32 protein-coding genes are annotated in these 21,936 nt (G+C 49.1%); 16 read left to right on the top strand and 16 right to left on the bottom strand.

Features of this window, described 5'->3' with window-relative positions; all coding sequences use genetic code 11:
• Window positions 1-482 precede the first annotated feature (482 nt).
• The 14 genes from CHU32_RS24755 to CHU32_RS24685 form a co-directional block, all read right to left on the bottom strand.
• The gene (locus CHU32_RS24755) at window positions 483-1,712 is read right to left on the bottom strand and encodes a phage integrase central domain-containing protein (protein WP_032625800.1); all 1,230 of its coding nucleotides are present in this window, start codon (window positions 1,710-1,712) and stop codon (window positions 483-485) included.
• Window positions 1,713-2,037: 325 nt separating this feature from the next.
• On the bottom strand, window positions 2,038-3,210 hold the full coding sequence (locus CHU32_RS24750; protein WP_103678195.1) for a site-specific integrase: 1,173 nt from the start codon (window positions 3,208-3,210) through the stop codon (window positions 2,038-2,040).
• Window positions 3,165-3,374 carry an excisionase gene (locus tag CHU32_RS24745; protein WP_103678194.1) on the bottom strand — a complete coding sequence of 70 codons (210 nt, stop codon included), beginning with the start codon at window positions 3,372-3,374 and terminating at the stop codon, window positions 3,165-3,167. Before CHU32_RS24745 ends, CHU32_RS24750 begins: the two co-directional genes overlap by 46 nt.
• A complete protein-coding gene (locus CHU32_RS24740; protein ID WP_103678193.1) occupies window positions 3,364-3,657 on the bottom strand; it encodes a hypothetical protein in 294 nt (97 codons plus the stop codon). Before CHU32_RS24740 ends, CHU32_RS24745 begins: the two co-directional genes overlap by 11 nt.
• A gap of 92 nt (window positions 3,658-3,749) precedes the next feature.
• Complete coding sequence (locus CHU32_RS24735; RefSeq protein WP_103678192.1) at window positions 3,750-4,163, bottom strand: hypothetical protein; 414 nt, start codon at window positions 4,161-4,163, stop codon at window positions 3,750-3,752.
• Window positions 4,160-4,375, bottom strand: a complete 216-nt coding sequence (locus CHU32_RS28985) for a ParE family toxin-like protein (RefSeq protein ID WP_425444911.1) — start codon at window positions 4,373-4,375, stop codon at window positions 4,160-4,162. Before CHU32_RS28985 ends, CHU32_RS24735 begins: the two co-directional genes overlap by 4 nt.
• Complete coding sequence (locus tag CHU32_RS24725; protein WP_103678190.1) at window positions 4,353-4,607, bottom strand: hypothetical protein; 255 nt, start codon at window positions 4,605-4,607, stop codon at window positions 4,353-4,355. Before CHU32_RS24725 ends, CHU32_RS28985 begins: the two co-directional genes overlap by 23 nt.
• The gene (locus tag CHU32_RS24720) at window positions 4,600-4,965 is read right to left on the bottom strand and encodes a hypothetical protein (protein ID WP_103678189.1); all 366 of its coding nucleotides are present in this window, start codon (window positions 4,963-4,965) and stop codon (window positions 4,600-4,602) included. Before CHU32_RS24720 ends, CHU32_RS24725 begins: the two co-directional genes overlap by 8 nt.
• Entirely contained in the window at window positions 4,958-5,152 is a 195-nt protein-coding gene (locus tag CHU32_RS24715) for a hypothetical protein (RefSeq protein WP_103678188.1), read from the bottom strand. The genes CHU32_RS24720 and CHU32_RS24715 overlap by 8 nt, the downstream gene beginning before the upstream one ends.
• Window positions 5,142-5,339 (bottom strand): hypothetical protein, encoded by a 198-nt coding sequence (locus tag CHU32_RS24710; RefSeq protein ID WP_103678187.1) that lies wholly within the window; start codon window positions 5,337-5,339, stop codon window positions 5,142-5,144. The genes CHU32_RS24715 and CHU32_RS24710 overlap by 11 nt, the downstream gene beginning before the upstream one ends.
• A 188-nt stretch (window positions 5,340-5,527) precedes the next feature.
• The gene (locus CHU32_RS24705; protein ID WP_103678186.1) at window positions 5,528-5,725 is read right to left on the bottom strand and encodes a hypothetical protein; all 198 of its coding nucleotides are present in this window, start codon (window positions 5,723-5,725) and stop codon (window positions 5,528-5,530) included.
• On the bottom strand, window positions 5,722-5,925 hold the full coding sequence (locus CHU32_RS24700; RefSeq protein ID WP_103678185.1) for a hypothetical protein: 204 nt from the start codon (window positions 5,923-5,925) through the stop codon (window positions 5,722-5,724). The genes CHU32_RS24705 and CHU32_RS24700 overlap by 4 nt, the downstream gene beginning before the upstream one ends.
• Window positions 5,922-6,125: a hypothetical protein gene (locus CHU32_RS24695; protein WP_103678184.1), complete on the bottom strand. Its 204-nt coding sequence runs from the start codon at window positions 6,123-6,125 to the stop codon at window positions 5,922-5,924. The genes CHU32_RS24700 and CHU32_RS24695 overlap by 4 nt, the downstream gene beginning before the upstream one ends.
• A gap of 401 nt (window positions 6,126-6,526) precedes the next feature.
• The gene (locus CHU32_RS24685) at window positions 6,527-7,234 is read right to left on the bottom strand and encodes an XRE family transcriptional regulator (RefSeq protein WP_103678182.1); all 708 of its coding nucleotides are present in this window, start codon (window positions 7,232-7,234) and stop codon (window positions 6,527-6,529) included.
• Between the two features lie 113 nt (window positions 7,235-7,347).
• On the opposite strand from CHU32_RS24685, the gene CHU32_RS24680 reads away from it, so the two are divergent.
• The 7 genes from CHU32_RS24680 to CHU32_RS24650 all read left to right on the top strand — a co-directional run bounded on the left by CHU32_RS24680 (window position 7,348) and on the right by CHU32_RS24650 (window position 11,910).
• A complete protein-coding gene (locus tag CHU32_RS24680; RefSeq protein WP_103678181.1) occupies window positions 7,348-7,566 on the top strand; it encodes a transcriptional regulator in 219 nt (72 codons plus the stop codon).
• Between the two features lie 129 nt (window positions 7,567-7,695).
• Window positions 7,696-8,541 (top strand): helix-turn-helix domain-containing protein, encoded by an 846-nt coding sequence (locus CHU32_RS28685; protein WP_245880270.1) that lies wholly within the window; start codon window positions 7,696-7,698, stop codon window positions 8,539-8,541.
• A gap of 15 nt (window positions 8,542-8,556) precedes the next feature.
• Complete coding sequence (locus CHU32_RS24670; protein ID WP_103678180.1) at window positions 8,557-9,435, top strand: ATP-binding protein; 879 nt, start codon at window positions 8,557-8,559, stop codon at window positions 9,433-9,435.
• A complete protein-coding gene (locus CHU32_RS24665) occupies window positions 9,432-10,808 on the top strand; it encodes a replicative DNA helicase (protein ID WP_103678179.1) in 1,377 nt (458 codons plus the stop codon). Before CHU32_RS24670 ends, CHU32_RS24665 begins: the two co-directional genes overlap by 4 nt.
• Window positions 10,795-11,160 carry a RusA family crossover junction endodeoxyribonuclease gene (locus CHU32_RS24660; RefSeq protein ID WP_103678178.1) on the top strand — a complete coding sequence of 122 codons (366 nt, stop codon included), beginning with the start codon at window positions 10,795-10,797 and terminating at the stop codon, window positions 11,158-11,160. The genes CHU32_RS24665 and CHU32_RS24660 overlap by 14 nt, the downstream gene beginning before the upstream one ends.
• A complete protein-coding gene (locus tag CHU32_RS24655) occupies window positions 11,160-11,573 on the top strand; it encodes an antiterminator Q family protein (protein WP_103678177.1) in 414 nt (137 codons plus the stop codon). The genes CHU32_RS24660 and CHU32_RS24655 overlap by 1 nt, the downstream gene beginning before the upstream one ends.
• A 100-nt stretch (window positions 11,574-11,673) precedes the next feature.
• Window positions 11,674-11,910, top strand: a complete 237-nt coding sequence (locus CHU32_RS24650; RefSeq protein ID WP_103678176.1) for a hypothetical protein — start codon at window positions 11,674-11,676, stop codon at window positions 11,908-11,910.
• Here CHU32_RS24650 and CHU32_RS28980 read toward each other — a convergent pair.
• On the bottom strand, window positions 11,822-12,220 hold the full coding sequence (locus tag CHU32_RS28980) for an ECs1072 family phage-associated protein (protein ID WP_369522146.1): 399 nt from the start codon (window positions 12,218-12,220) through the stop codon (window positions 11,822-11,824). The two genes, CHU32_RS24650 and CHU32_RS28980, sit on opposite strands and share 89 nt — an antisense overlap.
• Before the next feature lie 962 nt (window positions 12,221-13,182).
• Between CHU32_RS28980 and CHU32_RS24640 the strand changes: the two genes are divergently transcribed.
• From CHU32_RS24640 to CHU32_RS24630, 3 genes are read left to right on the top strand one after another with little or no spacing between them, the layout of a single operon-like run.
• Window positions 13,183-13,413 (top strand): class II holin family protein, encoded by a 231-nt coding sequence (locus CHU32_RS24640; RefSeq protein ID WP_103678201.1) that lies wholly within the window; start codon window positions 13,183-13,185, stop codon window positions 13,411-13,413.
• Window positions 13,414-13,420: 7 nt separating this feature from the next.
• Entirely contained in the window at window positions 13,421-13,918 is a 498-nt protein-coding gene (locus CHU32_RS24635) for a lysozyme (RefSeq protein WP_176691704.1), read from the top strand.
• Window positions 13,908-14,372 carry a lysis protein gene (locus CHU32_RS24630; protein ID WP_103678174.1) on the top strand — a complete coding sequence of 155 codons (465 nt, stop codon included), beginning with the start codon at window positions 13,908-13,910 and terminating at the stop codon, window positions 14,370-14,372. Before CHU32_RS24635 ends, CHU32_RS24630 begins: the two co-directional genes overlap by 11 nt.
• Before the next feature lie 715 nt (window positions 14,373-15,087).
• Here the strand turns inward: CHU32_RS24630 and CHU32_RS24625 are convergent.
• Window positions 15,088-15,333 (bottom strand): hypothetical protein, encoded by a 246-nt coding sequence (locus CHU32_RS24625; RefSeq protein WP_103678173.1) that lies wholly within the window; start codon window positions 15,331-15,333, stop codon window positions 15,088-15,090.
• Between the two features lie 360 nt (window positions 15,334-15,693).
• Between CHU32_RS24625 and lpxL the strand changes: the two genes are divergently transcribed.
• From lpxL to CHU32_RS24595, 6 genes are all read left to right on the top strand, one after another.
• A complete protein-coding gene (gene lpxL / locus CHU32_RS24620) occupies window positions 15,694-16,626 on the top strand; it encodes an LpxL/LpxP family Kdo(2)-lipid IV(A) lauroyl/palmitoleoyl acyltransferase (RefSeq protein ID WP_103678172.1) in 933 nt (310 codons plus the stop codon).
• A gap of 169 nt (window positions 16,627-16,795) precedes the next feature.
• Complete coding sequence (locus CHU32_RS24615; RefSeq protein WP_103678171.1) at window positions 16,796-17,380, top strand: hypothetical protein; 585 nt, start codon at window positions 16,796-16,798, stop codon at window positions 17,378-17,380.
• A 231-nt stretch (window positions 17,381-17,611) separates the two neighbouring features.
• Window positions 17,612-18,100 carry a DUF1441 family protein gene (locus CHU32_RS24610; protein ID WP_103678199.1) on the top strand — a complete coding sequence of 163 codons (489 nt, stop codon included), beginning with the start codon at window positions 17,612-17,614 and terminating at the stop codon, window positions 18,098-18,100.
• Complete coding sequence (locus CHU32_RS24605; protein WP_103678170.1) at window positions 18,100-20,256, top strand: phage terminase large subunit family protein; 2,157 nt, start codon at window positions 18,100-18,102, stop codon at window positions 20,254-20,256. The genes CHU32_RS24610 and CHU32_RS24605 overlap by 1 nt, the downstream gene beginning before the upstream one ends.
• Window positions 20,207-20,419, top strand: coding sequence for a hypothetical protein (locus CHU32_RS24600; RefSeq protein ID WP_103678169.1), 213 nt, complete (start codon window positions 20,207-20,209; stop codon window positions 20,417-20,419). The genes CHU32_RS24605 and CHU32_RS24600 overlap by 50 nt, the downstream gene beginning before the upstream one ends.
• Entirely contained in the window at window positions 20,347-21,927 is a 1,581-nt protein-coding gene (locus CHU32_RS24595) for a phage portal protein (protein WP_305144196.1), read from the top strand. Before CHU32_RS24600 ends, CHU32_RS24595 begins: the two co-directional genes overlap by 73 nt.
• The last annotated feature ends 9 nt before the right edge of the window (window positions 21,928-21,936 follow it).

Below are 21,936 nucleotides of genomic sequence, written 5' to 3'. Positions count from 1 at the left end.
TTTCTCTTGCAGAGCGGGTAGGGCTTCTAATATATATCTTCGATTGTGCAAGTGAAGCCCTGAAATACACTTTTTCAGATCAATATTATAATGAGCTATAACAGTGAATGGTAAGTATGTAGGTGTGAGATTATTATCGGACATAAAATTTTCTTAGTTCTTTTTTTCTAAAATTGATTACCTGTAAGTGAAAGATTAATTTTGTTTAACAGGGTTGTGATGAATTATATTTTCATTTAATTGTAAGTAACGAGGGGAGTGGTGTGGATTTTATTTTTAAAAAATACAATGGTATAGCCAGATTTAGCATTAATTATAAAAATAAATTATTCACAGTCATTGACATTATTTAAAAATGATTTATTAATAATATATGTCATCAATAGTTTTTGCTGATATGAATCCTGTACTATGTACAGTTTGTTATTTGCCCCACGTTTGGGGATATTGGAAAGGCTACTCATTAGTAGCCTTTCGTCCATTCAGGCAGCAAAAATTTTAAGCTGTTGCGCCTGGACATAATCTCCCCACCACTGCATGAGAGCTACTCGTTCGGTAATATATTCCGCCCGATTATATGCAGCGATAATTTCGTCTTTTTTTGAGTGGGCAAGGGCCGCTTCAAGTGCATCTGTCCTGAATTTTCCTGACTCTTCCGCTGCCGTTCTTGCAATAGATCGCATTCCATGGGCAACAAGTTCACCTCCAAAACCCATACGGATAATTGCTGCGTTGGCTGTTTGTTCATGCATATGGTTTAAGGGAGCCTTTATGCTGGTAAATACCCACTCGCGGTGCCCACTGATTGATTCCATAGATTTAAGTATCCGAAGAGATTCTTTGCTTAATGGAACCTTATGAGGTTTTTTCATCTTCATAAATTCAGCCGGGATGTTCCACATGCTGTTATCCATATCTATATCAGACCATCTTGCGCGGACAGCTTCACCGGGGCGAACCCATGTGAGAAGTTGCCATTCAATCAGTAGTCTTGTTTCTAAACGGACAGATGCATTGTTCAGTGCTGCCAGAAAACGAGGGAGTTCAGAGGGGGGCAAGGCAGGCATATTCTGTTTTTTAGGCTTACTGAAACGTTGGCCCAGATTATCTGCGGGGTTAAATTCAATCAGCTCTTCTGTAGCCGCCCAACGGAAGATTTCATTCAACCTGGAAATAAGCCGTCGCAAAGTTTCCAGTACTCCTCGTTGTTCAATTGGATCAAGATGCTGTTTCAAGAGCTTTGGACGGATCTCATTGATTGGCACATTACCCAGACCGGGGAAAATATTTCGTTCAAGGCTTCGCCAGATGTCTTCCGCATGGTCCTGTGAGATGCCAGAGGTCTTTATCTTCTCATCCAGCCATTTTCTCGCTACGGCTTGTAAGGTGTGTTCTGTGGCATTCTTTAATGCATTAGCTTTATCGTTGTTATGGACTTGAGGGTCCGTTCCATTCGCAAGCAAGCAGAGGTATTCATCACGTAAGGCTCTTGCTCTTGCCAAGGTAAGGTGAGGGTATGTCCCAAGGCTCATCTTGGTTCTTTTCTTGCTCACTGGCACTGAATACCTGAAATACCAGTTCTTTTTCCCACCTGTTGAGAGGGGGGAGATTCGTAGAATTAAGCCATCTCCGTCAAACAAGTTGATTTCTTTGCCTGCTGGTTTGGTGTTCTTGATTTCAGTGTCGGTGAGTTTTTTAGCGAGTTTTGCCATTTTGGGACCCTCGATTTTTGGACCCCTTTGCGTTGGGTCCCATTCAGGGTGCCATAATTTGTAGTTCTCAGCAATTCTCACTAGACGTCAATGGACATAAAAAAGCCCGCAGAGCTTGTGCTGTGCGGGCTTAGTAGACTTTACTGAACTTCAGTACATCAATGTTTGGTGGAGCTGGCGGGAGTTGAACCCGTGTCCGAAAACAATATAACTCATTGGATATAAATAGATTTTTTTTCACAATATCGCTCAAGTGCATTTTACGTGCATATTACTGTCTCTGTAACGTCCTGATTCTGTCCAACATTTTGCAATATTTGCCGCCCTACAGAGCTGCTGTAATGGCAGTTTTACCGTCATATTCAGCAAGGTAAGATCCGTAATGGCGGAACAACATTTCTGGCCCCTTATGGCCCATTTGCCCGGCTAGCCAGAACAGGTTTACGCCCATGCTGATATGCCGGGTGGCGAAAGTGTGACGCGTCTGGTACGGATTCCTGTAACGAACACCGGCTTTCTTGAGGGTTGGCACCCAGGCTTTTTTGCGTATTGCGTCGGCGTTCGCCCAGGGCTCACCCGTTTTTGGGTCGCTGAAAATGAACTCGCTTTTCATGAAAGTGAATATCTTCTGGGCTTGCAGTGCAACCAGTGCATCACTGTTCAACTCCACTTTACGCGTACCAGCCTTTGTCTTGGTTCCTTTAAGTACACCAACGACGCTGGCCGCCTGTACGTGAGCTGTGTTTTCTATAAAGTCGATATCAGACCAGCTCAATGCGCACAACTCAGAGCTGCGTAAACCAGTGTTAAATGCGAAGCGGAACAGATTCTCCCACTCCTGATATTTACAGTGCTGATAAATAGCGCTGGTCTCCGATGGCGAGAATGGATCAACCTCGTAATCGTCGGAGTTCGGACAACTATCAATCACATGGTACCGGCTGGCGCTGACCAGCGTAACCGGGTTAATCGTCAACAGTCCATCAGTAACGGCCTCATCGATAGCGCTTCGCAGAAATGAAAGGTTATTCCTGATCGTCTTAAGCTTTGTTTTCCGACTGGCTATCCAGTTTTTTAGCACTGCAGGAGTCAGCTCTGAAACATGAAGTTTATGCAGGGCTGACAGTGCCGAAAGGCATTTTTCATAACCACCAATAGTGGACGGCGACAGATTGCGGTTTTCGCAGATTTTCAGATACTCGTCCAGATAGGACTTAATATTTTTGGTTTTCTTCACAACACCGAACAGCGTCAGCTTTTTGGAGTTGGGAAAGTATTTCGGATAGTCGAATGTGCCGCTGACAATCTGATTTTGTATCTCCCCCAGCAGCCGCTCAGCATACTTCACACCGCGCGCGTTCGTTTCCATTTTGGAAAGAGGCTCCCGGCAGAGAACCCCTTTGTACGTGAATGTAATCACCAGGGTATCACCAGTTTTATGCTGGCGAATGGTTACTCCTCTTGGGAGAGATAATGATCCTTGTTCTTTCTTGCCCACTTTGAAACCTCCGTTAAGTCAATCCAGCGTTCTTTAACGCCATCGACTTTTAATACATGGACACCCTCTTTCCATAACCCTCTTTGTATCCGTTTGTTAACGGCATCAACCGTTTCCCCTGCATCCCGGCAATAGGTCGAAAGTGGTACACAGTCAAGATTCATGGCTGCTCTCCCGCCCAAAAGCCTGGGCATTTTCCAGTTCATTGGCAGCATAAATCAGAGCATTGTGGTGAGCCCTGAAACCGCCATCGAGTTCGCGCGCAGCTCTTTCACGCAAAATGTCGATCGCAGGCTGATAATCTGTTTGCTGACAGCGACGGGCAAGCAGTTCGCGGTAAGCGTTTGATTGAGGATTATTGCCATGGGCCATACTCTCCAGATCTTTGTCTGAGAAAGTATTCGATGATTGTTCAGCGTTCAGCCCGGTGTGTTTAACAATGCTCATAGCTAACCTCAGTGATTCATCAAAACTAATTTCAGTTGTTTGGCCGAAAAATACGGCCACCAGCTGAAAGCTATAAAGTATGCAAAAAACTGTCAGAGAAGCCCCTTTGGCTTGATAGCCTGTAGTTCATTGACCTCTTTTACATAGCGGTTATGCATGGATTCCCATTTGTCGTACCACGTTTGTACTTCTCGCTTATGCTTCAGGATGCGGCGCAGCCTACGGACGCAACGCTGGTGGGCGTGCAAATACTTTTGCGTTGTTTCTCCCTGTTGCCACATTTCAACGCCGTTACGTTCGATCCTTTCTTCCGGATGCCGTTGTTTAAAACCTGACATACCAAATGCCTGAGTAGTCATAAAATAAGCGAGGTAGCGGATCGCCGTATCGCGAGTAAAACATTTTTTAATGCGGCCATGCCGGGTGGCAACGAATAACGGACCAGCAGGGGTCTCATACGTTTTGATCGCCTGGTCAATTGCAGAATTAGTGCGGTTATTTTTCATTTTCTGTCCTTTAATTTGCTATATCGTTCGTGACTCATTACTGCCCAGTTCTGGCCCCCGTCGCGGGACAACAGCCGCCAGCGCAGATTAACCTTGAGGCTCAGATGGCCGGTCTTGTGCATACGGCGGGGATGTATTCTCCCGGCCCGGTATTGGCGGAGAATGTGAACCGCCTGTCCATGAACCCATTCAGGAATTCTTATTGCAGTCATTGCCACCCGATACCTCCTGTATCCGTAACTCCATTTCACGCGCCATCTCAATAAAAGTGTCTAAAGCGCAAATATGTTCCTCTTCGAGTAACCGGCGGTCGCATTTAACTTTCCCGTTCTCGATATAAAGAACAATACGGCCAGTAAAGTTGGGAAGCACATGCAGATCCACGTTCAATACTGGGCGGGGAATCTGTACACCCTGATAGAGCATTGTTTGTTGGTTAGTCATTGCCGGTCTCCGCATTAACTGGTTTCTGTTTTTTAACGAACTCAACCAGCTCAGAAATAAGTTCGTCGATTAACTCCTTCCCGCTTTCTGTGAGGAATCCACCGCTGCTATTTACATCAACAGAGCTGCTGTAAATTCCCTTGATAGCTTTTACGCCTTCGACATTTCCATACTCACTGATAGCGAGCCTTTCGAATTTTCGTAATAATCCATCCAGAAGAATCTCTGTTAACTCGACCGTGTTAATGCTGCCTTTAGGCAAGCGAATAATAAGGCAGGTGCTACCCGTTTTTCTGTGATGGCGGATTAATGCAGCCTTTAATATCCGACGGCGATAGATACTTATCATATTATCCATTCCGTCTCTTCTCTTCAGCATTCATCCATGTGGAAATCTGGCAGGATAATTCATAGCACAGCCCAACCAGTGACTCTTTTTGATCATCATCCATAGACTTAAAGTGCGTATACATTAAATCCAGAAGCTGATACATGTTATCGGCGGTGTTGACCGCCGTTTCGATAGTGCTGTTTTTAGTTAGCATTTAATGCCTCCTGTTCCAGAGACAAGATAAAACTGCTTACAGGTACAGATAAATCATAGGCCAGTTCAAAAATAGCTTTAGCTTCAATTGGTTCCAGCTCTTCACCAGAAAATGCAGCAACCTTAAGCAGAGCAAATAATTTATATCCAGCGAGACTCGCGCTCTGTAATTCAGATTCTTTTTTCATGTTATCTCCCGTATGCTTTACGCAGATAGATTGACGCAATTACTTCCTGACCGTTTGCCGCAAACAACAGCGCTAATTTATATGCTGCATGGTCTTTGATGAATGACATAGACTTTCAATCCTGTTTTCAGGTTGTGTATGGTCCCACCAGCCATGGTGTGTTATTTTTAGTTGGTAAAAATGGTGTTCTATTTTTTAAGTATTACGTTTCTTGATTCTTCTGTGGCTTCACTGATATCTGAGAATGAATCAACAAGAATGAAATAGTCTCCGATTTTTTTGTAAAGTGCATACTGCCATTCATCATCAAATGATGTGACCAGAATGTGCTTAGCATCATCAAAATGGCCGTCGTCACATTTAAATTTTTTGCGGAACTCTTTCATTTTTCCCTGACCTTTTTGCTGAGCTGTTCAATATACTCATATGCGGTTTCATTTGTTTTCTGCATTGAACGGATTAAGCATGCGATTGCATTATCAGCTTCTGGTGGTAATTCGTTGATGCGATAAATAACCTCAAGAAGTGATGTATTCTCACAGATATCAGCCGCAACGCTTTCAAGCATATTAACAGGGGTCATCATTTGAGCTTCTCCAGTGTTAATTCATGAGCCGCGGTTGCATAATTGCAGACAAATGCGAGAAGAATGTCGCTAATTTCACGATATTCGTCATCATCAACCGCCGATAACAAGCTAGCAGTCTCGACGATCGAGGATATATTCTTGAAGGCATCACAAGGGTGGATGGACAACCCATTAAATGTTTTTATCTTCTGAGACATTTTCTATCACCTTGGACTCGATTCGATAGAATGATGATAGATAATGCTATCGTTGTTTGCAATAGATAATGCTATTATAACTGCTATTAAATTTTATGTCTTTGATAATAAAATAAAAAAACTATTGATGATTGTGTTTATAGCATTTGGATGGAAAGGTGCTTCATTTTGGGAGTACTCCACCTATGCTGGAAATAATGGGGGCTTGAGAGCAAAATGGACTTTGATGAGCCGAGATGCTGCGGATTTCGAGAAGATAGGGTCCTGGTGCCGATAGGGAATTGCCCATCTGACGGGCTGGCGGTGACTACTGTATAGCGCCGCAAAAAAAAACCGGCTCACTGGCCGGTTAAGATTTATTCAGTTTTTTGCATGAAGTTTGATTATCATTTGCATTTCATCTACCCATGCTTCCTATACGCCTGCGGCATGCTGCCGATCACCTTTCCAAAAATGAAGATTTTGTTCATCTCTTCCTTCTCAATCGGGTCCCAAGGTAAATAGGTATGGTTATCTGAGATAACTAAGAGTTTATCTTTCATCTTTTGCAAACGCTTTACATGCGATGTGTCGTCGTAGATGAAAGCGTAAATACCGTCGCCGTCAAACTGCTGAACGCTGATATCGACGAAAAGTAAATCGCCAGGCTCAATTGTTCCAGACATACTATCACCGCGTACGTTTATGATGCGTATCTGCTCCTGTTTCCGGCCATTAAACATTTGACGCGCATCTTCAACTGAATATTCCACAGAGCGCAAGACCTCCACGAATTCACTGTTGATTATTCCTGGGCCAGCGCTCACTGTGAGATCGAGCACGTCGACTCTGAAGATGTTAGGAGTTTTTTTGTTAGCAATAGAGGAGGTCGGTTGTTGGTCGTCGCTCCTCATCGGCCCCGTACCTTTTGATAGCCACTCCGAACGAACCCCCAAGGCATTAGCTATTTCAACAATTTTTGTTGTTCCTCTGGCGTTGCCAGATGATATTCGCCATATGGTTGGCTGTGCCATATGTGCTGCTTTAGCTAATTGGCCTTGACTCATACCCATTTCATGCATTGCGTAGTTAAGTCTGTCAGCTAGCGTCTTAAGTGTACTCTCTTGCATATTTATAGCCTCCGCTATCACATTCTAGTCAAGCATGATAAACAAGTCTATTGCTCATTCCAATAGGTATTGCTATTATTTGTTGATAGCAATTAATGGGGTGAGTTAAAAAAATGAAATCAGCAATTGAAAGAGCTATCGATTCTGCTGGCGGAGTAAATGCCTTAGCTCGCGCTATAGGTGTAAAGCAACCGTCTGTTTCTCGCTGGAGGAAGGTTGGTGTTGTTGGGTTAGAGCACGTTCCTGATGTGTCGGCTTTAACTGGAATTCCCGCCCATGAATTGAGGCCTGATAAACCGAAACTATTTCCACATCCTGACTCAGAGGTGTGACATGTCACACCCAATTACTACCAATGATCAGGCTAAGGCATTGGATATCGATTATCTCGATCCATGCGGCCCGACTTTGCCTAGCGCTGGATGGAGCTTCGAGTTTCAGATTTTCAGGAGGGTTTCAGAATGAGCCTGCTTTTTAATTTCCGCCCACTGGTTATTAACCCTGAATTAGCGGTGCGCATCGGTCTTAACGAAGCAATAGTGTTGCAGCAGGTTAACTACTGGATCAACGACAAAGATCAGGGTGTAGATTATGGCGGCCTTCGCTGGGTGTTTAACACTTATGAATCCTGGGCAAAGCAGTTCCCGTTCTGGTCTGAAGACACCGTTAAACGTGCTTTCACCTCGTTGGTTAAGCAGGGCTGCCTGTATGCAAAGCAACTTAACAAATCTCAGCATGATCGTACCAATTTTTACACCATTAACCCTGATTCACCCCTTCTTCAGGAAGAAGAACATCTGCCCTCATCGAACGGTGCAAATTGCCCTGATCGAGAGATGCAGATTGCCCTGATGGATGAGGGCAAAAACGCCCGATCTCCTATGGTTACTACAACAAAGACTACAACAGATATTAAATCTATTGGCACACCGGCTAAAGCCGATGAGCCGTTACCCAATGCAAAGCAGGATTATTCACCTGATTTTGAAACAGCCTGGCAGGTATACCCTAAACGCGCTGGTGGTAATCCCAAAGCATCAGCTTACAAAGCATGGAAAGCACGGCTGAAAGAGGGGGTTAGGCCAGATGACATGCTGGAAGGCGTAAAGCGTTATGCAGCATACGTCCGCGCAACAGGCAATACTGGCACTCAATACGTCAAGCAGGCAGTAACGTTCTTTGGTCCCGATCGCCATTTCGAAGAGTCCTGGCAGACGCCGTCCGCTCCGGGAGGTGGGCGTCCTGGAATGCTGCCGGTATCCGGGTTTAGTGAACAGGACTATGGCAAAACAGACTGCAACTGGTAACTCAGGAGATTTTGAATGTTGAACATCAAACAGCGTGAAGAAAGAGATAATTTGCTGGCTAAGCGTGACGCATTAACCGAAGAACTTGAGTTTGCAGTGGAGCATAAAAAACCATGGCGGTGGAGCAGCTGGGATGCTGGCGAGATCACCACGGTCTCATGTGACATTCACGGAGATTACAAACGCATGGCGCTGATCGGCAAAGCCCTTCGCGGCGCTGAAAATATCGTTTACTCGTCCTGTCCGAAGTGCGTCAGGGATCAGATTGCCCTGACCGAAGCCGCGCTGCGGGAGCTGCGTGTGAGTGACCTGCTGGACAATGCCGGTATTGCGCGCCGCTTCGAAGCCTGTGAATTTGATAACTACCAGGCCGTGAATCAGGATGCTGCTCAAAACCTGTCTGTATGCCAACGTTACGCCGCCAGTTGGCCGGATCGCCTCAACGCCGGAACCGGTCTCGTTATGACGGGTAACTGCGGTACAGGTAAGAACCACCTGGCTGTCTCAATGGCAAAGAATATTATTCGCGCTCACCAGGCCAGGGTGGAAATTACTGACGTTATGCGCCTTACCCGCTCTGTAAAACGCACATGGCGGCACAACGCCGAGAGCACTGAAGAAGAGGTCATTGAATATTTCACAACGCTGGATCTGCTGATCATCGATGAGGTTGGTGTACAGTTCGGCAGCCCGGCAGAAATGACTATCCTTCAGGAGGTAATTAACGCCCGTTATGAAAGTATTCTGCCAACGATCCTCATCAGTAATCTGACCTTTGACCAGCTAAAGGAAACCATAGGGGAGCGTATTGTTGACCGGGTAACGGATGGAGGTCGTAACCGCCTTGCATTTGGCTGGGGTAGCTATCGCAGTATTAGCGGAGTGGTAGCATGAGCCAGGTCTGGAGAAATGACGATCTTGAAGGCGCTGTTATCGGCGCGATTTGCCTGCGGGGTGCAGATCCAGAGGTACTGGATATCCTGTCACGCATGCCTGCGAGCGTTTTTTCGGTTCACCAGTACCGTGAAATTTATCGAGGAATTTGCGGACAGGCACGTAATGGGATTATTGATCCGTTACTACTTTGCGAGACACTTCCGGCACTGAGTGCGGTAATTATGTCCGCATCAAATATTCCCTGGGCAAAATCAGCGCTGGGTTCATACGTATTAATCCTGATCCGTAATGCAGCAATCCGCGACGCTGAGAAAGCTATGACAGAAGCGTTAGCAGCCATGCGTGAGGCTACCAATGGTGCTGCGGCAGTTGCGGCAATGGAGTCAGCAAAGCAGATTATGTCCGTCATTGATATCAATGGCGAAAGCGTGAACCCCGTTCATATTGATGAATTACTGCCTGAAGTCGTTTCACGTGTGGAAGCAAGAATGCAAGGGCTGGAAGAAGGGCGCTCGCTGCTTACCGGCATTGAAGATCTGGATGTAAAAACTGGGGGTATTGATATCACCGATCTGGTGTTTATCGCTGCACGGCCTTCGATGGGCAAAACGGAGCTGGCGCTGGACATTATTGACAAAGTGTCTGAGCAGGGGCATGGCGTACTTTTTTTCAGCATGGAAATGGCCAATATTCAGATCGGCGAGCGTATGGTTTCCGCGGCTGGTGGAATGCCTGTTTCGCGTTTAAAAGCTGTTGACCGATTTGAAAATGAAGACTGGGCACGTCTCACGACAGGTGTAGCTCGCCTTACTGGACGTAATATCTGGATGGTCGATGCCAACGATCTGACGGTAGAGCAAATTTCCCGTACCGCAACCCGCTGGAAAATGGCTCATCCGGAAATCGCGCTGGTGGTAGTAGACTATCTGGCACTTATCAAAATCCAAAGCACAGCGCGGTACGATCTGGCTGTTGGCGACGTTTCCAAAGGACTCAAGCGCCTGGCGAAAGCGAACAAGACACCTGTTATTGCGCTTAGCCAGCTTTCGCGCGGCGTTGAATCACGCCCGAACAAACGCCCAATGAACTCTGACCTTAAAAACTCCGGTGAAATTGAGGCCGACGCTGACTTAATTATGATGCTCTATCGTGACGAGGTCTATAACCCAGAATCTCCGGCAAAAGGTATCGCTGAGATCAACATCACCAAACAGCGAAATGGCGAGCTGGGCACAGTGTATCGCCGGTTCTTCAACGGTCATTTCCTCCCTATCGATCAGGATGAGGCAAAAGCCAGAACTGCGCCACAAGTAAGGGCTCAGGCGCGTCGCTATTCGAAAGGGAGCCAGTCGACATATGCAGATTTTTAATATTATTCCAATGGGTAAGCCGCGCATGACGCGTGCAGATAAATGGAAAAAACGGGATGTGGTTCTGCGCTACCGGGCTTTTTGCGATGAAGTTCGCCTGAACGGGCTGGTGATGCCGGAAACTGGCGGGCACATCACATTTGTCATTCCCATGCCTGCCAGCTGGAGCCAGAAGAAACGCGCAGCGATGAAAGGTCAGGCGCACCAGCAAAAGCCCGATGCAGACAACATGCTCAAGGCACTTATGGATGCTCTGTTTACAGATGATGCACATATCTGGGCTGTGCGGGTAACCAAGCGCTGGGGTGAGACAGGGCAGATTTTAATTTCAACAAATGAGAGGGCGGCCTAATGCGTGATGTTCAGATGGTACTTGAACGCTGGGGAGTATGGGCAGCAAGCGGAAAAGGAAATATCGGCTATCCACGCATTGCGGCGGGCCTTTCTAGCCTGCTTCCTGCCAGCAGGGCCGGGCGTCCGTCATGCTGTGATGATGACGGGATGTTTATCAACGAGGCAATGATCCGCCTCAGAAAGCACGATGAATACCTTTGTGCGCTGCTTGAATGGCATTACATCGAAAATATGACGTTGCGAGCAATGGCCGCCAAACTGGGTATTTCCCATAATCACGTTTCAGTGCGCCTGCAGTCGGCGGAAAGCTTTATTCAGGGATGCTTGTGCACTCTCGATATCAAGCTTGAGATGGACCGGGAATGCCGAAAAGAAAATGTTCTTCCAGTGAGGCTTAAAAGGGTTGTGTAATTACAAAACCGCAATTATTCTGCTATGAGTTGTCACACGGCAATAACGCATAACATCAAAACCTCGCTTCGGCGGGGTTTTTGCATTTCAGGGGAAATGTATGCAGCAACCTTATCTTTTCAACCCAGGAATGAATACTGAAGAGCTTGAGCAATGGCTTTCTCAACAGCGACTGCATGTCGCCTGTTACAACAATCTGCTCAAAGAAAAAGCCGCTCTTGAAGAGCGGCTAAATGAAGTGAATGACTCTATTGAGAAGCTTTCATCTTTAGGTTTTGAAGGTGAATTGAGTTTTCCATGTAGTCCCAGTCCTTCTCCGGCAAATGCTCAAAAGTAACTGAGAAGTTAGGCAGTTCTAAAATTTTTAATGCCGACTGTGCTTCATCAGTGAGATTTTCAATTTTTATTTCATCCTGAATAACAAACAGGGAATCCTCAAAAGATAATTTCCTTATATCTCCTGGAAACCACCTGGTCTTCATAAAAATCAGATGATGCAACGCAGCTGGTCCCTCAAGAGGGTTGAAAATAGTTGCATGCTTGAGTCTGTGCTGATGAAGAATCATTTCAAGAATGTATATCAGTGCCGTTCTATTACGGATCTGGTTATCCTGGGTACTGTCTTTGTAATATGCTGATGGAGACATGTTCCTGTTGTTGCAAACCCGCATTCGAATGACTTGTAGCAGATTGTCGTAATCGGACATTATGGTTCCTTAATGGTGTATGTATTGGCAAATCCACAATACCAGAGCATAAAAACAGCCGCTATCGTATGGCTTTTATTATGGGGCTCGCTTAGGCGGGCCGCTCCGTACCAGTAAGCGGAAATTTGACGCCATCGACATTGACGAAATCCGTTTCTCGGCTGTTAATTAGTGAGTGGTGAATCCCCCTATGCGGAGGGGCTACCAGTAAGGTCATTGATTATTCAACATCGCGGATCTGCTGACTGGGGCAGATCCACCGGGAGGCACCCGGCACCACATACCAATTACATCGACAGTCATATTTGCTTTGCTACTTCTGGCCTGCTTTTACAAGCAGGCTTTTTAGCCATCTTTAACACATCGTGCGGTAGGGTGCCTTTTTTAGCCTCATAAACAGGCGATTACAGCGAAATGGGATAAGATTCTTTTGTGGTGAATCCCCCTAAGCGGAGGGGCGTATCAGCATCTATGGCTGTTTATTGTTCGTTATCAGAACGCAAGTTCAAGTTGCTGGCTAGGACTTACCGGGAGGCACCCGGCACCACGCTCATCTTGGTAATAAAAAACCCTTTTGCCTGCTTTTACGAGCAGGCTTTTTTTTAGCCATCATTGACATATTGTGCGATAGAGTGCCGTTTATATCCTCAAAAACAGGCGATTACAGCGAAACGGTATAAGATTCTTTTGTGGTGAATCCCCCTGAGCGGAGGGGCGTAATCAGCAACCGGTTAACAGTAAGACAACCTAACACGCAAGTTTCAGTCGCTGGCTCGAACTTACCGGGAGGCACCCGGCACCACAAGCCAAAAAAATATCTCACAAGCCTGCAGTGCAGGCTTTTTTTTATCCATTTTCCCCTGAAACACTTCCCCCAAGCGGAGGTGAGAGACATGTCCCATATGAGCAAACTCGTAACCGGTGTCGCGCTCGGCACTTCCGGCGGCACCATCCTGAACGGTGTTCTGACAAAACTGAGCCCTGATGAATGGAGTGCCGTCGGCGTGCTGGCTGGTATCGCGGGCATTGTCATCACCGGGCTTATTAACTGGTACTTCAAACGAAAGGTCGCCAATGCCCAGGTCAGGGCGCTGGAGAAATACGGCCCGACGGTAAAAGTTGGAGATGACTGATATGCCAATGACCAGCAGTCTGCGTAATAAACTCATCGCTGCTGCGGGCGGCGGTGCGATGCTCATCGCCACTATTTTTCTTGGTGGTCATGACGGTGTGGAAGGGCGAAAGTATGTAGCCTACAAAGATGTGGCGGGTGTCTGGAGTGTGTGCGACGGTCACACCGGGCGCGATATCGTCCGGCACAAAACCTATACCGACAGGGAATGTGATGCCCTGCTGTGGAAAGACCTGCAACCGGCAAAGCGCACCGTTGATCAGCTGGTAAAGGTGCCGGTGGGCGAGTATCAGCGCGCCGCGCTCTACAGCTTTGTGTTTAACGTCGGCTCTGATGCGTTTTCTAAATCCACTTTGCTGCGGAAACTCAATAAGGGCGACCATGCCGGTGCGTGCGAAGAGATGCGCCGCTGGGTTTACGCTGGTGGCATGAAATGGAAGGGACTGCAGAACCGGCGCGAGATGGAGCGTTCCATGTGCCTGGCGGAAGGTGAAAATGACCTTTAAAGCGAAACTTATCGGCGCGCTGGTTATCGCTGGCCTGCTGGTGGCGCTTGGCTGGGCGGTCAGTCACTACCGCGATAATGCCATTGCCTATAAAGAGCAGCGCGATAAAGCGAAGGGCGACCTGCTGCTGGCGAACGACACCATTAATGATATGAAGGTGCGCCAGCGCGACGTCGCCGCACTCGATGCGAAATACTACGGAGAACTGGCAGATGCCAAAGCGACTATTGACCAGCTTGAACGTGATGTTGCTGCTGGCCGTAAGCGGCTGCAACTCAACGCCACCTGCGGAGCGAACGGAGCGCCCGGCACCACCAGCGTGGATGATGGCACCGGCCCCCGACTTACTGACGCCGCTGAACGGGATTATTTCACCCTCAGAGAGCGAATTGAAACTGTGACAAAGCAACTGACCGGGTTGCAGCAGTACGTTCGTGAGCAATGTCTGCGATAAAAGAAAGCCCTCATTAAGAGGGCAAGGGGCAGGAGTAATTCATTTTATGCTTTGACTAACGTTGACTGTGACTACTCAGTGACTGAAGCAATACACCTGGCAGTTGGCACAGCTTCGGTTGCCCTGGGCAGTAGCACGGAGAAAGTCTGGTTTAAGAGGCCTATGTGACAAGCGGGAAAAGATGCGATTGGGATTAGTCCTGGTTCAGACGCAAAAAATTTCCCTTCCAAAGTGAAATCCAGGAACTTCAGAAGGGAGACCAAGTGGTCATCGTTACAAAGAACAAGTGAAGCATAAAGTAATCTGAGCAAATAGATACTGTTATTAAAAAATAAGCACGAACTGTATCTTTACTTTGTTAAATGAAACGCCGTTTGTATTAGTTTCTGATGGTTTATAGATACAGTTTTGAATTTTTCAGAGGTGAATAGTGAATGAAGTAGTTAAACGGTGAGACCGTCATTGCAAGCCGCAGTTATGATGCGGCCCCGAGTCTCCGCGTAAGAGCCAGCTTTACTTCTGGTAAGGGTTAATAAGAAAAGAAGTACTGGTTTCACCACGTGACAGCCAATCACGCACTGGTTTGAGCCAACGGGGAGCAGAGACGAACCGGGTTGACGAACTCAAGGGCATGAGCGCGGCCACTGCGAGAGTGTAGCTGGCATCACAAGGCGCATTTATGAGTGCGCCTGATGATGCTTATCAGTTTCCAAAATCAAAGCTGCGTTTTCAATTCCGAAGGGTTGTCGGATGGGGTGGCTTCTTCTGATGGCGTGGCGCTGAAGTCTTTAATGATTGCACATCCCCACCAGTTAATAATCAATGCCGCCACAGCGGTAAACAGCCATGGTATCTGTGAGCCTTCGAAGTATTGCTCGCTAATATAGTTACCGGTGGTAAAGCAGGTGAAGATGGTCGCACCGATAAACCATCCCTGAAAAAGATTGGTTTTCAAAGTCATGATAGTTCCCCATTGGTAAGAGGTGCCAATATCTCTCTATGTACAACGGAAAGCAATCATCTCATAACATCTGCTTATGTATTTGTTTTGAACTCAACTTGCGCATAGCGGGGCTTTTTTATGCACAGCGTACGCGAGCATCGAAAAGATACTTTAATGAGCATTCCGGGAAAAGTGGCTTGAGCAACTGTATAAAATCAGCGATACGTTAACCACATCGCAAAAAAAGATAAACCACATCTTCCGACTTTTTATAAGATAACTAAACTGGAATGATGCAATAATTTCACATATTTCATTACAATCAGAAAGATGCTCCATACAGTCGCGATTGTTGACAAAAGGGACTCGCTTAACTCAATGACCAGATTGCCAGAATTTTCGCTTTCTTTCTTTCGCCCCCGCTACTGGCTGTTATGGCTTGGAATACTCATTCTTCGCTGTCTTGTTCTGCTTCCTTACCCTCTTTTATGCCGGATCGGATGTGGTCTGGGTAGACTGGGTCTGCGAATAATGTCACGCCGCGTAAACATTGCGCGCAGAAACCTGGAGCTTTGCTTTCCCGATCTGGCAAAAGATGAGCAGGAAAAACTGCTCATCAAAAATTTTGAGTCAGTCGGTATGGGGGTCATTGAAACAGGTATGGCTTGGTTCTGGTCCGATGCAAGAATACGTAAATGGTTTACGGTTACGGGCTATGAGCATATGGAAAAAGCCCGGTCGGGTCAGCGTGGAGTGCTTCTCATTGGTATGCACTTCCTGACGCTTGAGCTTGGTGCACGTATTTTCGGTATGCTTAATCCTGGAATTGGTGTTTACAGGCCAAACAACAATGCGTTGTTTGACTGGTTACAGACACGCGGTCGTCTGCGTTCTAATAAAACGATGCTGGACCGCTATGATCTGAAGGGAATGATTCGAGCCCTTAAGCAGGATGAAATCATCTGGTATGCGCCAGACCATGACTATGGTGCGCAGAACAGTGTATTTGTGCCATTTTTCCAGGTCCCTGATGCTGCAACGACAGCAGGTAGCTACATGCTTGTCAGAGGTGCTCGTCCGGCGGTAGTTCCATTTGTTCCGCGACGCCTGCCAGATCAGAAAGGATATGAGCTGATTATTTTAGCGGATATCAGTGAAGAACTGGCTGGCAGGGAAAAGGAGTTTGTCGCCACGAGAATGAATCAGACAATTGAAGAGGCAATCAGGTTAGCACCGGAGCAATATATGTGGTTGCATCGTCGATTTAAGACCCGTCCTCCTGGAAGAGAATCTTTTTACAGTAAAAAATGAGCATGGTTTGGTCAACCCAGGCTAAACGATAGCAGCCCTGCATATGCGGGGCTTTTTTATGCGTATCGCACGCGCACCAACGAGACACTTTCAGCAGTGAGCCTGGGGAAACCGCTTGTCTCGGGCGGCTTTCCCGTGCGACAGGCTCACATTTAAAAGGAACAAAATAATGTCTGACTTAGATCCACGAGTAGAAGCCATTGTTAAAGAGGCGCTTATGCGGAAGGAAGGGATTGCAGCAGAACGCTTCGCTATTCATGGCACAACTGCCGCGAACGGTGAAACCATTGAGCAGCGAACGCTGTCAGCAGTGCTATCCAGTGCATTGCATCAGATCGATGCTGACCAGGCTGGTGACGTTGCCGTTAAACTCGCTCAGGCTGTTAAGTCAGCGTTCCAGACCCTGAATAGCGGCTTTGCTGCTGGTGGCTATATAAGCAGTCAGTGGGGCATCAAGTTGGATTCAACTGGTAGCCTTGCCACCGAGAATGTGGATAAGTCTGAATGTTCGGACTGTGAGTCAGATGTTCACGATCCGGTTTCACTGAAAGACATTAAAGCCAGTCGTGAAGATGACATGCTTACCATCGGAAACTATCCCGGCGCTCACCTCTCGAGCAAGTTGGCTGTCAATGCTGCCGCCGCTGAGACCAGCGAAGCCCTGTCGAAAGAGATGAATGAAGTAATCGGCACAGTGGTACTAAATGTTATCAAAGAACAGAGCAAGCCAGGCGGGTTGCTATATCGACAATGATGGACGTTTGGACGTCCAAACATCTAAATTGTTCGATGGTTGTCAATCAAATGATAATCATTATCTTTTAAGCGGGTCCTCCCGGCGGGGTCGCCTGCCACGGGGCGGCGGGGTCGCGGAAAACGGCTGGTTTTTGCGATCTATGGTCATCATCATCATTCGGCTATCTCCCTGATTTTACTCACAGGCATTTTGCAAAGATGTCGAATCGTATAAAAAGTGTTCACCATCATGGACCAGGAAATCGCCTCACTCAAACTGAACATTAACCAGCTGGCGGCCATCACCGATGTTCACCGTCAGACCGTTGCCGCCCGCCTCAAAAATGTCAGCCCTGCGCCGGGCAGCAACAGTAAGTTAAAACTCTACCTTGTTACTGACGTTCTGACCGAACTCATGATCCCGACGGTATCTGTCAACCTTGATGATATGCCACCTTCTGACCGTCTGGCCCACTGGAAAGCGGAGAATGAGCGCATCAAATTCGAGCAGGACACCGGGCAGCTTATCCCGGCTGATGAGGTGGCCCGCGAATTTTCACTGATGGCGAAAGCCGTCGTTATGGTACTGGAAACCCTGCCCGATATTCTTGAGCGCGACTGTGCATTAACTCCTGCCGCAGTCGCGCGCGTGCAGAGTGTCATTGACGATCTCCGCGATCAGATGGCCCAGAAAGTGCTGGAAGCAGAAACAGAGGAGGATGAGCCAGAGGAGGACTGATGGCAAAGCGGGCATCGGCCCGGGGGATCCGACAGGATGTATCCGGTATTTTACGCGCGCCTCGCCGTATGCTGGTGGCTGATGCAGTCGGCAGCTATATGCGCGTACCGATGGGGGCAGGGAACTCGGTCCCGTGGGATCCGGATCTTGCTCCGTATGTTATCGAACCCATGAACTGCCTGGCGTCACGCGAATATGATGCCGTGGTGTTTGTAGGCCCGGCGCGAACGGGCAAAACCATCGGATTGATTGACGGCTGGATAGTCTACAACGTTGTCTGTGATCCGGCTGATATGCTGCTTATCCAGATGACCGAAGAGAAGGCGAGGGAGCACTCGAAGAAGCGCCTGGATCGTACCTTCCGGTGTAGCCCTGAGGTGAAAACCCGGCTCAGTCCCCGGCGCAACGACAATAACGTGTATGACCGCACCTTTCGCGCCGGTAACTACCTCAAAATTGGCTGGCCCTCCGTCAACATCATGTCGTCGTCGGACTATAAATGTGTCGCCCTGACTGACTACGATCGCTTCCCTGAAGATATCGATGGCGAGGGGGATGCGTTTTCGCTGGCCTCGAAACGTACCACTACCTTTATGTCATCGGGTATGACGCTGGTGGAAAGCTCGCCGGGTCGGGACATCCGCGATACCAAATGGCGGAGCAGTACCGCCCATGAGGCACCGCCGACCACCGGTATTCTGTCGCTGTATAACCGTGGCGATCGTCGCCGGTTGTACTGGCCCTGTCCTCACTGCGGGGAATTCTTCCAGCCTGAGATGGATAACATGACCGGTTATCGCGATATCGCCGATCCGGTGGTGGCGAGTGAATCAGCCTGCCTGCAGTGCCCTGCATGTCAGGGAAAGATCACCGCTGATATGAAGCGTTCCCTTAACATGAAAGGGATATGGCTTCGCGACGGTCAGCATGCTGATAAAGCGGGTAACGTAACGGGTGAAGGGCGGCGCTCGCGTATTGCTTCTTTCTGGATGGAAGGCCCGGCGGCCGCTTATCAGACGTGGTCGCAGCTTATTTATAAACTGCTTACCGCCGAGCAGGACTATCAGTCCACCGGCAGTGAGGAAACGCTGAAAACGGTGGTGAATACCGACTTTGGTCGTCCTTATCTGCCGCGTGCCAGCATGGAGCAGCGCAAAAGCGAACTGCTGGAGCAGCGCGCGGAAGAGATTCCGAAGCGCTCAGTACCTGCCGGCGTTCAGTTTATGGTGGCAACGGTTGACGTCCAGGGCGGACGAAACAGGCGCTTTGTGGTGCAGGTGACAGGCTACGGCCCCCAGGGTGAACGCTGGCTGGTGGACAGGTACAACATCCGCCAGTCGTTGCGCACCACCCCCGACGGTGAAAGCCTGCCCATCGATCCAGCGAGTTATCCCGAAGACTGGGATTTACTGATAAGCGATGTGTTTGATAAAGCCTGGCCGCTCGCCGGGGATGCGACGAAGCGCATGCGTCTGATGGCAATGGCCGTTGACTCCGGCGGGGAAGACGGTGTCACCGACAATGCGTACAAGTTCTGGCGTAAATGCCGCCGCGACGGTTCAGGTAAACGGGTGTTCCTGTTTAAAGGTGACAGCCAGCGCCGCGCAAAACTCATCACCCGCACGTTCCCCGATAACACCGGGCGCAGTACCCGCCGGGCAAAAGCCGCCGGTGATGTTCCGCTTTATCTCCTGCAAACCGACGATTTGAAGGACCGGGTCAATAACGCGTTATGGCGTGATTCGCCCGGCCCCGGCTATGTGCATTTTCCGTCATGGCTGGGGACCTGGTTTTATGACGAACTGACTTACGAGGAGCGTTCTGCCGATGGCAAATGGAGCAAGCCGGGTCGCGGTGCGAACGAGGCATTCGACCTGCTGGTCTATGCCGATGCGCTGGCGATCCTGCACGGTTACGAAAAAATTAAGTGGCCTGAAGCACCTGAATGGGCGAGGCGGGAAACCTGGCTGGAAGACGTCCTCCCCGAAGCGGCGGAGGGCGTTGCACCAGCACCCGCGCCGCAAACTAAGCGCCAGACGCGCAAATCCAGTAAGAAAAGGCTGAGCAAAGTTCAGCCTGGGCACCGGCAACCGGAGGAGGGTGGGTGTGACGCAGTACGAAATAGAAAGCATGTTGCGGCTTTATACCGACGCTGAAACGGCTGTACTGGCGGGTAAATCCATTACCTTTAACGGCCAGCAGATGACGATGGAAAACCTGTCTGAAATACGTAAGGGACGCCAGGAGTGGGAGCGGCGATTGTCACTGGCGCTGAATCCCCGGCGCAGGCAGGGGTACAGACTGGCGAGGTTCAAATGACAATTCTTGATGATGCCATTGGTCTGGTATCACCCGCATGGAAAGCAGCCCGGCTACGTTCCCGCGCTGTTATCCGGGCTTACGAGGCGGTCACGCCAACCCGGACCCATAAAGCCCGTCGGGAAAACCGTTCCGCAAACCAGCTCAGCCAGATGGGGGCCGTGTCGCTCCGGGAGCAGGCGCGACATCTGGATAACAATCACGATCTGGTCATTGGGGTGTTCGATAAGCTGGAAGAGCGCGTGGTGGGGTCCAAAGGCATTATCGTTGAACCCCAGCCCCTGCTGACCAGTGGCCGTATTGCTGAAAAGCTTGCCGCTGACATCCGCAAAAAGTGGGCCGAATGGTCTGTGTCGCCGGAGGTGACGGGACAGTATACCCGCCCGGTCATGGAGCGCCTGATGCTTCGAACGTGGCTGCGTGATGGTGAAGTGTTCGGCCAGCTCGTCAGCGGCAATGCGGCAGGGCTTGAGCCGTCGGCAGGCATTCCCTTCTGGATAGAAGCGCTGGAGCCGGATTTCGTGCCGATGACCAGTGACGAGGCCAGCGGTATGAATCAGGGCGTCTTTCTCAATGACTGGGGCCGACCTAAAAAGTACCAGGTGTATAAAAGTCTCCCCGTCTCTGGTCGCCAGTTCGATACGAAAGAAATCGATGCAGCAAACATGCTTCACCTGAAGTTCACCCGTCGCCTGCACCAGATTCGCGGTACCTCTCTGCTTTCCGGCGTGTTGATCCGCCTGAGCGCCCTTAAAGAGTATGAAGATTCAGAGCTGACGGCTGCCCGTATTGCCGCCGCGCTGGGCATGTACATCAAAAAGGGTGACGGTCAGAGCTATGAGGATGGCGGTACCGGGAGCGAGGCAGACGATCGCGAGCTGAATATTCAGCCGGGCATGCTGTATGACGATCTCTTGCCCGGTGAAGAAATCGGCATGATTAAGTCCGATCGGCCAAACCCTAACCTTGAGACCTTTCGCAACGGCCAGCTGCGTGCGGTCGCCGCAGGCTCGCGCGTCAGTTTTTCCAGCGCGTCGCGAAACTATAACGGCACCTACAGTGCCCAGCGTCAGGAGTTGGTCGAGTCCACTGACGGTTATCTCATTCTTCAGGATGCCTTTATTGCCGCCGTCACGCGTCCCGTATACCGGGCCTGGCTGAAGATGGCAATTGCCTCCGGGCAAATTGTTCTGCCTCGCGGCGTCGATATGGACTCCCTTTATAACGCGGTCTACGCCGGGCCGGTGATGCCCTGGATTGACCCGGTTAAAGAGGCAAACGCCTGGAAAACGCAGATCCGCGGCGGGGCAGCAACGGAGTCTGACTGGGTCCGCGCCAGCGGGCGCAATCCTGATGATGTGAAGCGCCGCCGCAAGGCGGAGATTGACGAGAACCATAAACAGGGGCTGGTGTTTGACACCGACCCGGCCAATGACAAAGGAGGCACCAGTGCCGAGGCAACGAAACCGGGCGAACCGCCGCCCGAAAGCGAGCGCAGGAAAAAATAATTCCTGGTT

Origin of the sequence: Superficieibacter electus (assembly GCF_002915575.1) — a bacterium.
In the GTDB taxonomy this organism is placed as follows: Bacteria; Pseudomonadota; Gammaproteobacteria; order Enterobacterales; family Enterobacteriaceae; genus Superficieibacter; species Superficieibacter electus.
Note: the sequence above shows the minus strand (reverse complement) of the source record. Positions and strands in the feature narration are given on the sequence as shown.

What these genes read in the sequence shown, in the direction of transcription:
- CHU32_RS24655 (WP_103678177.1), top strand. Translation starts at nt 11,160, where the DNA reads ATGCGTGATGTTCAGATGGTACTTGAACGCTGGGGAGTATGGGCAGCA.
- CHU32_RS24705 (WP_103678186.1), bottom strand. Translation starts at nt 5,725, where the DNA reads ATGAAAGAGTTCCGCAAAAAATTTAAATGTGACGACGGCCATTTTGAT.
- lpxL (WP_103678172.1), top strand. Translation starts at nt 15,694, where the DNA reads ATGACCAGATTGCCAGAATTTTCGCTTTCTTTCTTTCGCCCCCGCTAC.
- CHU32_RS24605 (WP_103678170.1), top strand. Translation starts at nt 18,100, where the DNA reads ATGGCAAAGCGGGCATCGGCCCGGGGGATCCGACAGGATGTATCCGGT.
- CHU32_RS24720 (WP_103678189.1), bottom strand. Translation starts at nt 4,965, where the DNA reads ATGGATAATATGATAAGTATCTATCGCCGTCGGATATTAAAGGCTGCA.
- CHU32_RS24615 (WP_103678171.1), top strand. Translation starts at nt 16,796, where the DNA reads ATGTCTGACTTAGATCCACGAGTAGAAGCCATTGTTAAAGAGGCGCTT.
- CHU32_RS24625 (WP_103678173.1), bottom strand. Translation starts at nt 15,333, where the DNA reads ATGACTTTGAAAACCAATCTTTTTCAGGGATGGTTTATCGGTGCGACC.
- CHU32_RS24725 (WP_103678190.1), bottom strand. Translation starts at nt 4,607, where the DNA reads ATGACTAACCAACAAACAATGCTCTATCAGGGTGTACAGATTCCCCGC.
- CHU32_RS24695 (WP_103678184.1), bottom strand. Translation starts at nt 6,125, where the DNA reads ATGTCTCAGAAGATAAAAACATTTAATGGGTTGTCCATCCACCCTTGT.
- CHU32_RS24660 (WP_103678178.1), top strand. Translation starts at nt 10,795, where the DNA reads ATGCAGATTTTTAATATTATTCCAATGGGTAAGCCGCGCATGACGCGT.
- CHU32_RS24670 (WP_103678180.1), top strand. Translation starts at nt 8,557, where the DNA reads ATGTTGAACATCAAACAGCGTGAAGAAAGAGATAATTTGCTGGCTAAG.
- CHU32_RS24680 (WP_103678181.1), top strand. Translation starts at nt 7,348, where the DNA reads ATGAAATCAGCAATTGAAAGAGCTATCGATTCTGCTGGCGGAGTAAAT.
- CHU32_RS24755 (WP_032625800.1), bottom strand. Translation starts at nt 1,712, where the DNA reads ATGGCAAAACTCGCTAAAAAACTCACCGACACTGAAATCAAGAACACC.
- CHU32_RS28685 (WP_245880270.1), top strand. Translation starts at nt 7,696, where the DNA reads ATGAGCCTGCTTTTTAATTTCCGCCCACTGGTTATTAACCCTGAATTA.
- CHU32_RS24735 (WP_103678192.1), bottom strand. Translation starts at nt 4,163, where the DNA reads ATGAAAAATAACCGCACTAATTCTGCAATTGACCAGGCGATCAAAACG.
- CHU32_RS24745 (WP_103678194.1), bottom strand. Translation starts at nt 3,374, where the DNA reads ATGAATCTTGACTGTGTACCACTTTCGACCTATTGCCGGGATGCAGGG.
- CHU32_RS24685 (WP_103678182.1), bottom strand. Translation starts at nt 7,234, where the DNA reads ATGCAAGAGAGTACACTTAAGACGCTAGCTGACAGACTTAACTACGCA.
- CHU32_RS24700 (WP_103678185.1), bottom strand. Translation starts at nt 5,925, where the DNA reads ATGATGACCCCTGTTAATATGCTTGAAAGCGTTGCGGCTGATATCTGT.
- CHU32_RS24740 (WP_103678193.1), bottom strand. Translation starts at nt 3,657, where the DNA reads ATGAGCATTGTTAAACACACCGGGCTGAACGCTGAACAATCATCGAAT.
- CHU32_RS24665 (WP_103678179.1), top strand. Translation starts at nt 9,432, where the DNA reads ATGAGCCAGGTCTGGAGAAATGACGATCTTGAAGGCGCTGTTATCGGC.
- CHU32_RS24635 (WP_176691704.1), top strand. Translation starts at nt 13,421, where the DNA reads ATGACCAGCAGTCTGCGTAATAAACTCATCGCTGCTGCGGGCGGCGGT.
- CHU32_RS24650 (WP_103678176.1), top strand. Translation starts at nt 11,674, where the DNA reads ATGCAGCAACCTTATCTTTTCAACCCAGGAATGAATACTGAAGAGCTT.
- CHU32_RS28980 (WP_369522146.1), bottom strand. Translation starts at nt 12,220, where the DNA reads ATGTCTCCATCAGCATATTACAAAGACAGTACCCAGGATAACCAGATC.
- CHU32_RS24610 (WP_103678199.1), top strand. Translation starts at nt 17,612, where the DNA reads ATGGACCAGGAAATCGCCTCACTCAAACTGAACATTAACCAGCTGGCG.
- CHU32_RS24630 (WP_103678174.1), top strand. Translation starts at nt 13,908, where the DNA reads ATGACCTTTAAAGCGAAACTTATCGGCGCGCTGGTTATCGCTGGCCTG.
- CHU32_RS24710 (WP_103678187.1), bottom strand. Translation starts at nt 5,339, where the DNA reads ATGAAAAAAGAATCTGAATTACAGAGCGCGAGTCTCGCTGGATATAAA.
- CHU32_RS28985 (WP_425444911.1), bottom strand. Translation starts at nt 4,375, where the DNA reads ATGACTGCAATAAGAATTCCTGAATGGGTTCATGGACAGGCGGTTCAC.
- CHU32_RS24715 (WP_103678188.1), bottom strand. Translation starts at nt 5,152, where the DNA reads ATGCTAACTAAAAACAGCACTATCGAAACGGCGGTCAACACCGCCGAT.
- CHU32_RS24640 (WP_103678201.1), top strand. Translation starts at nt 13,183, where the DNA reads ATGAGCAAACTCGTAACCGGTGTCGCGCTCGGCACTTCCGGCGGCACC.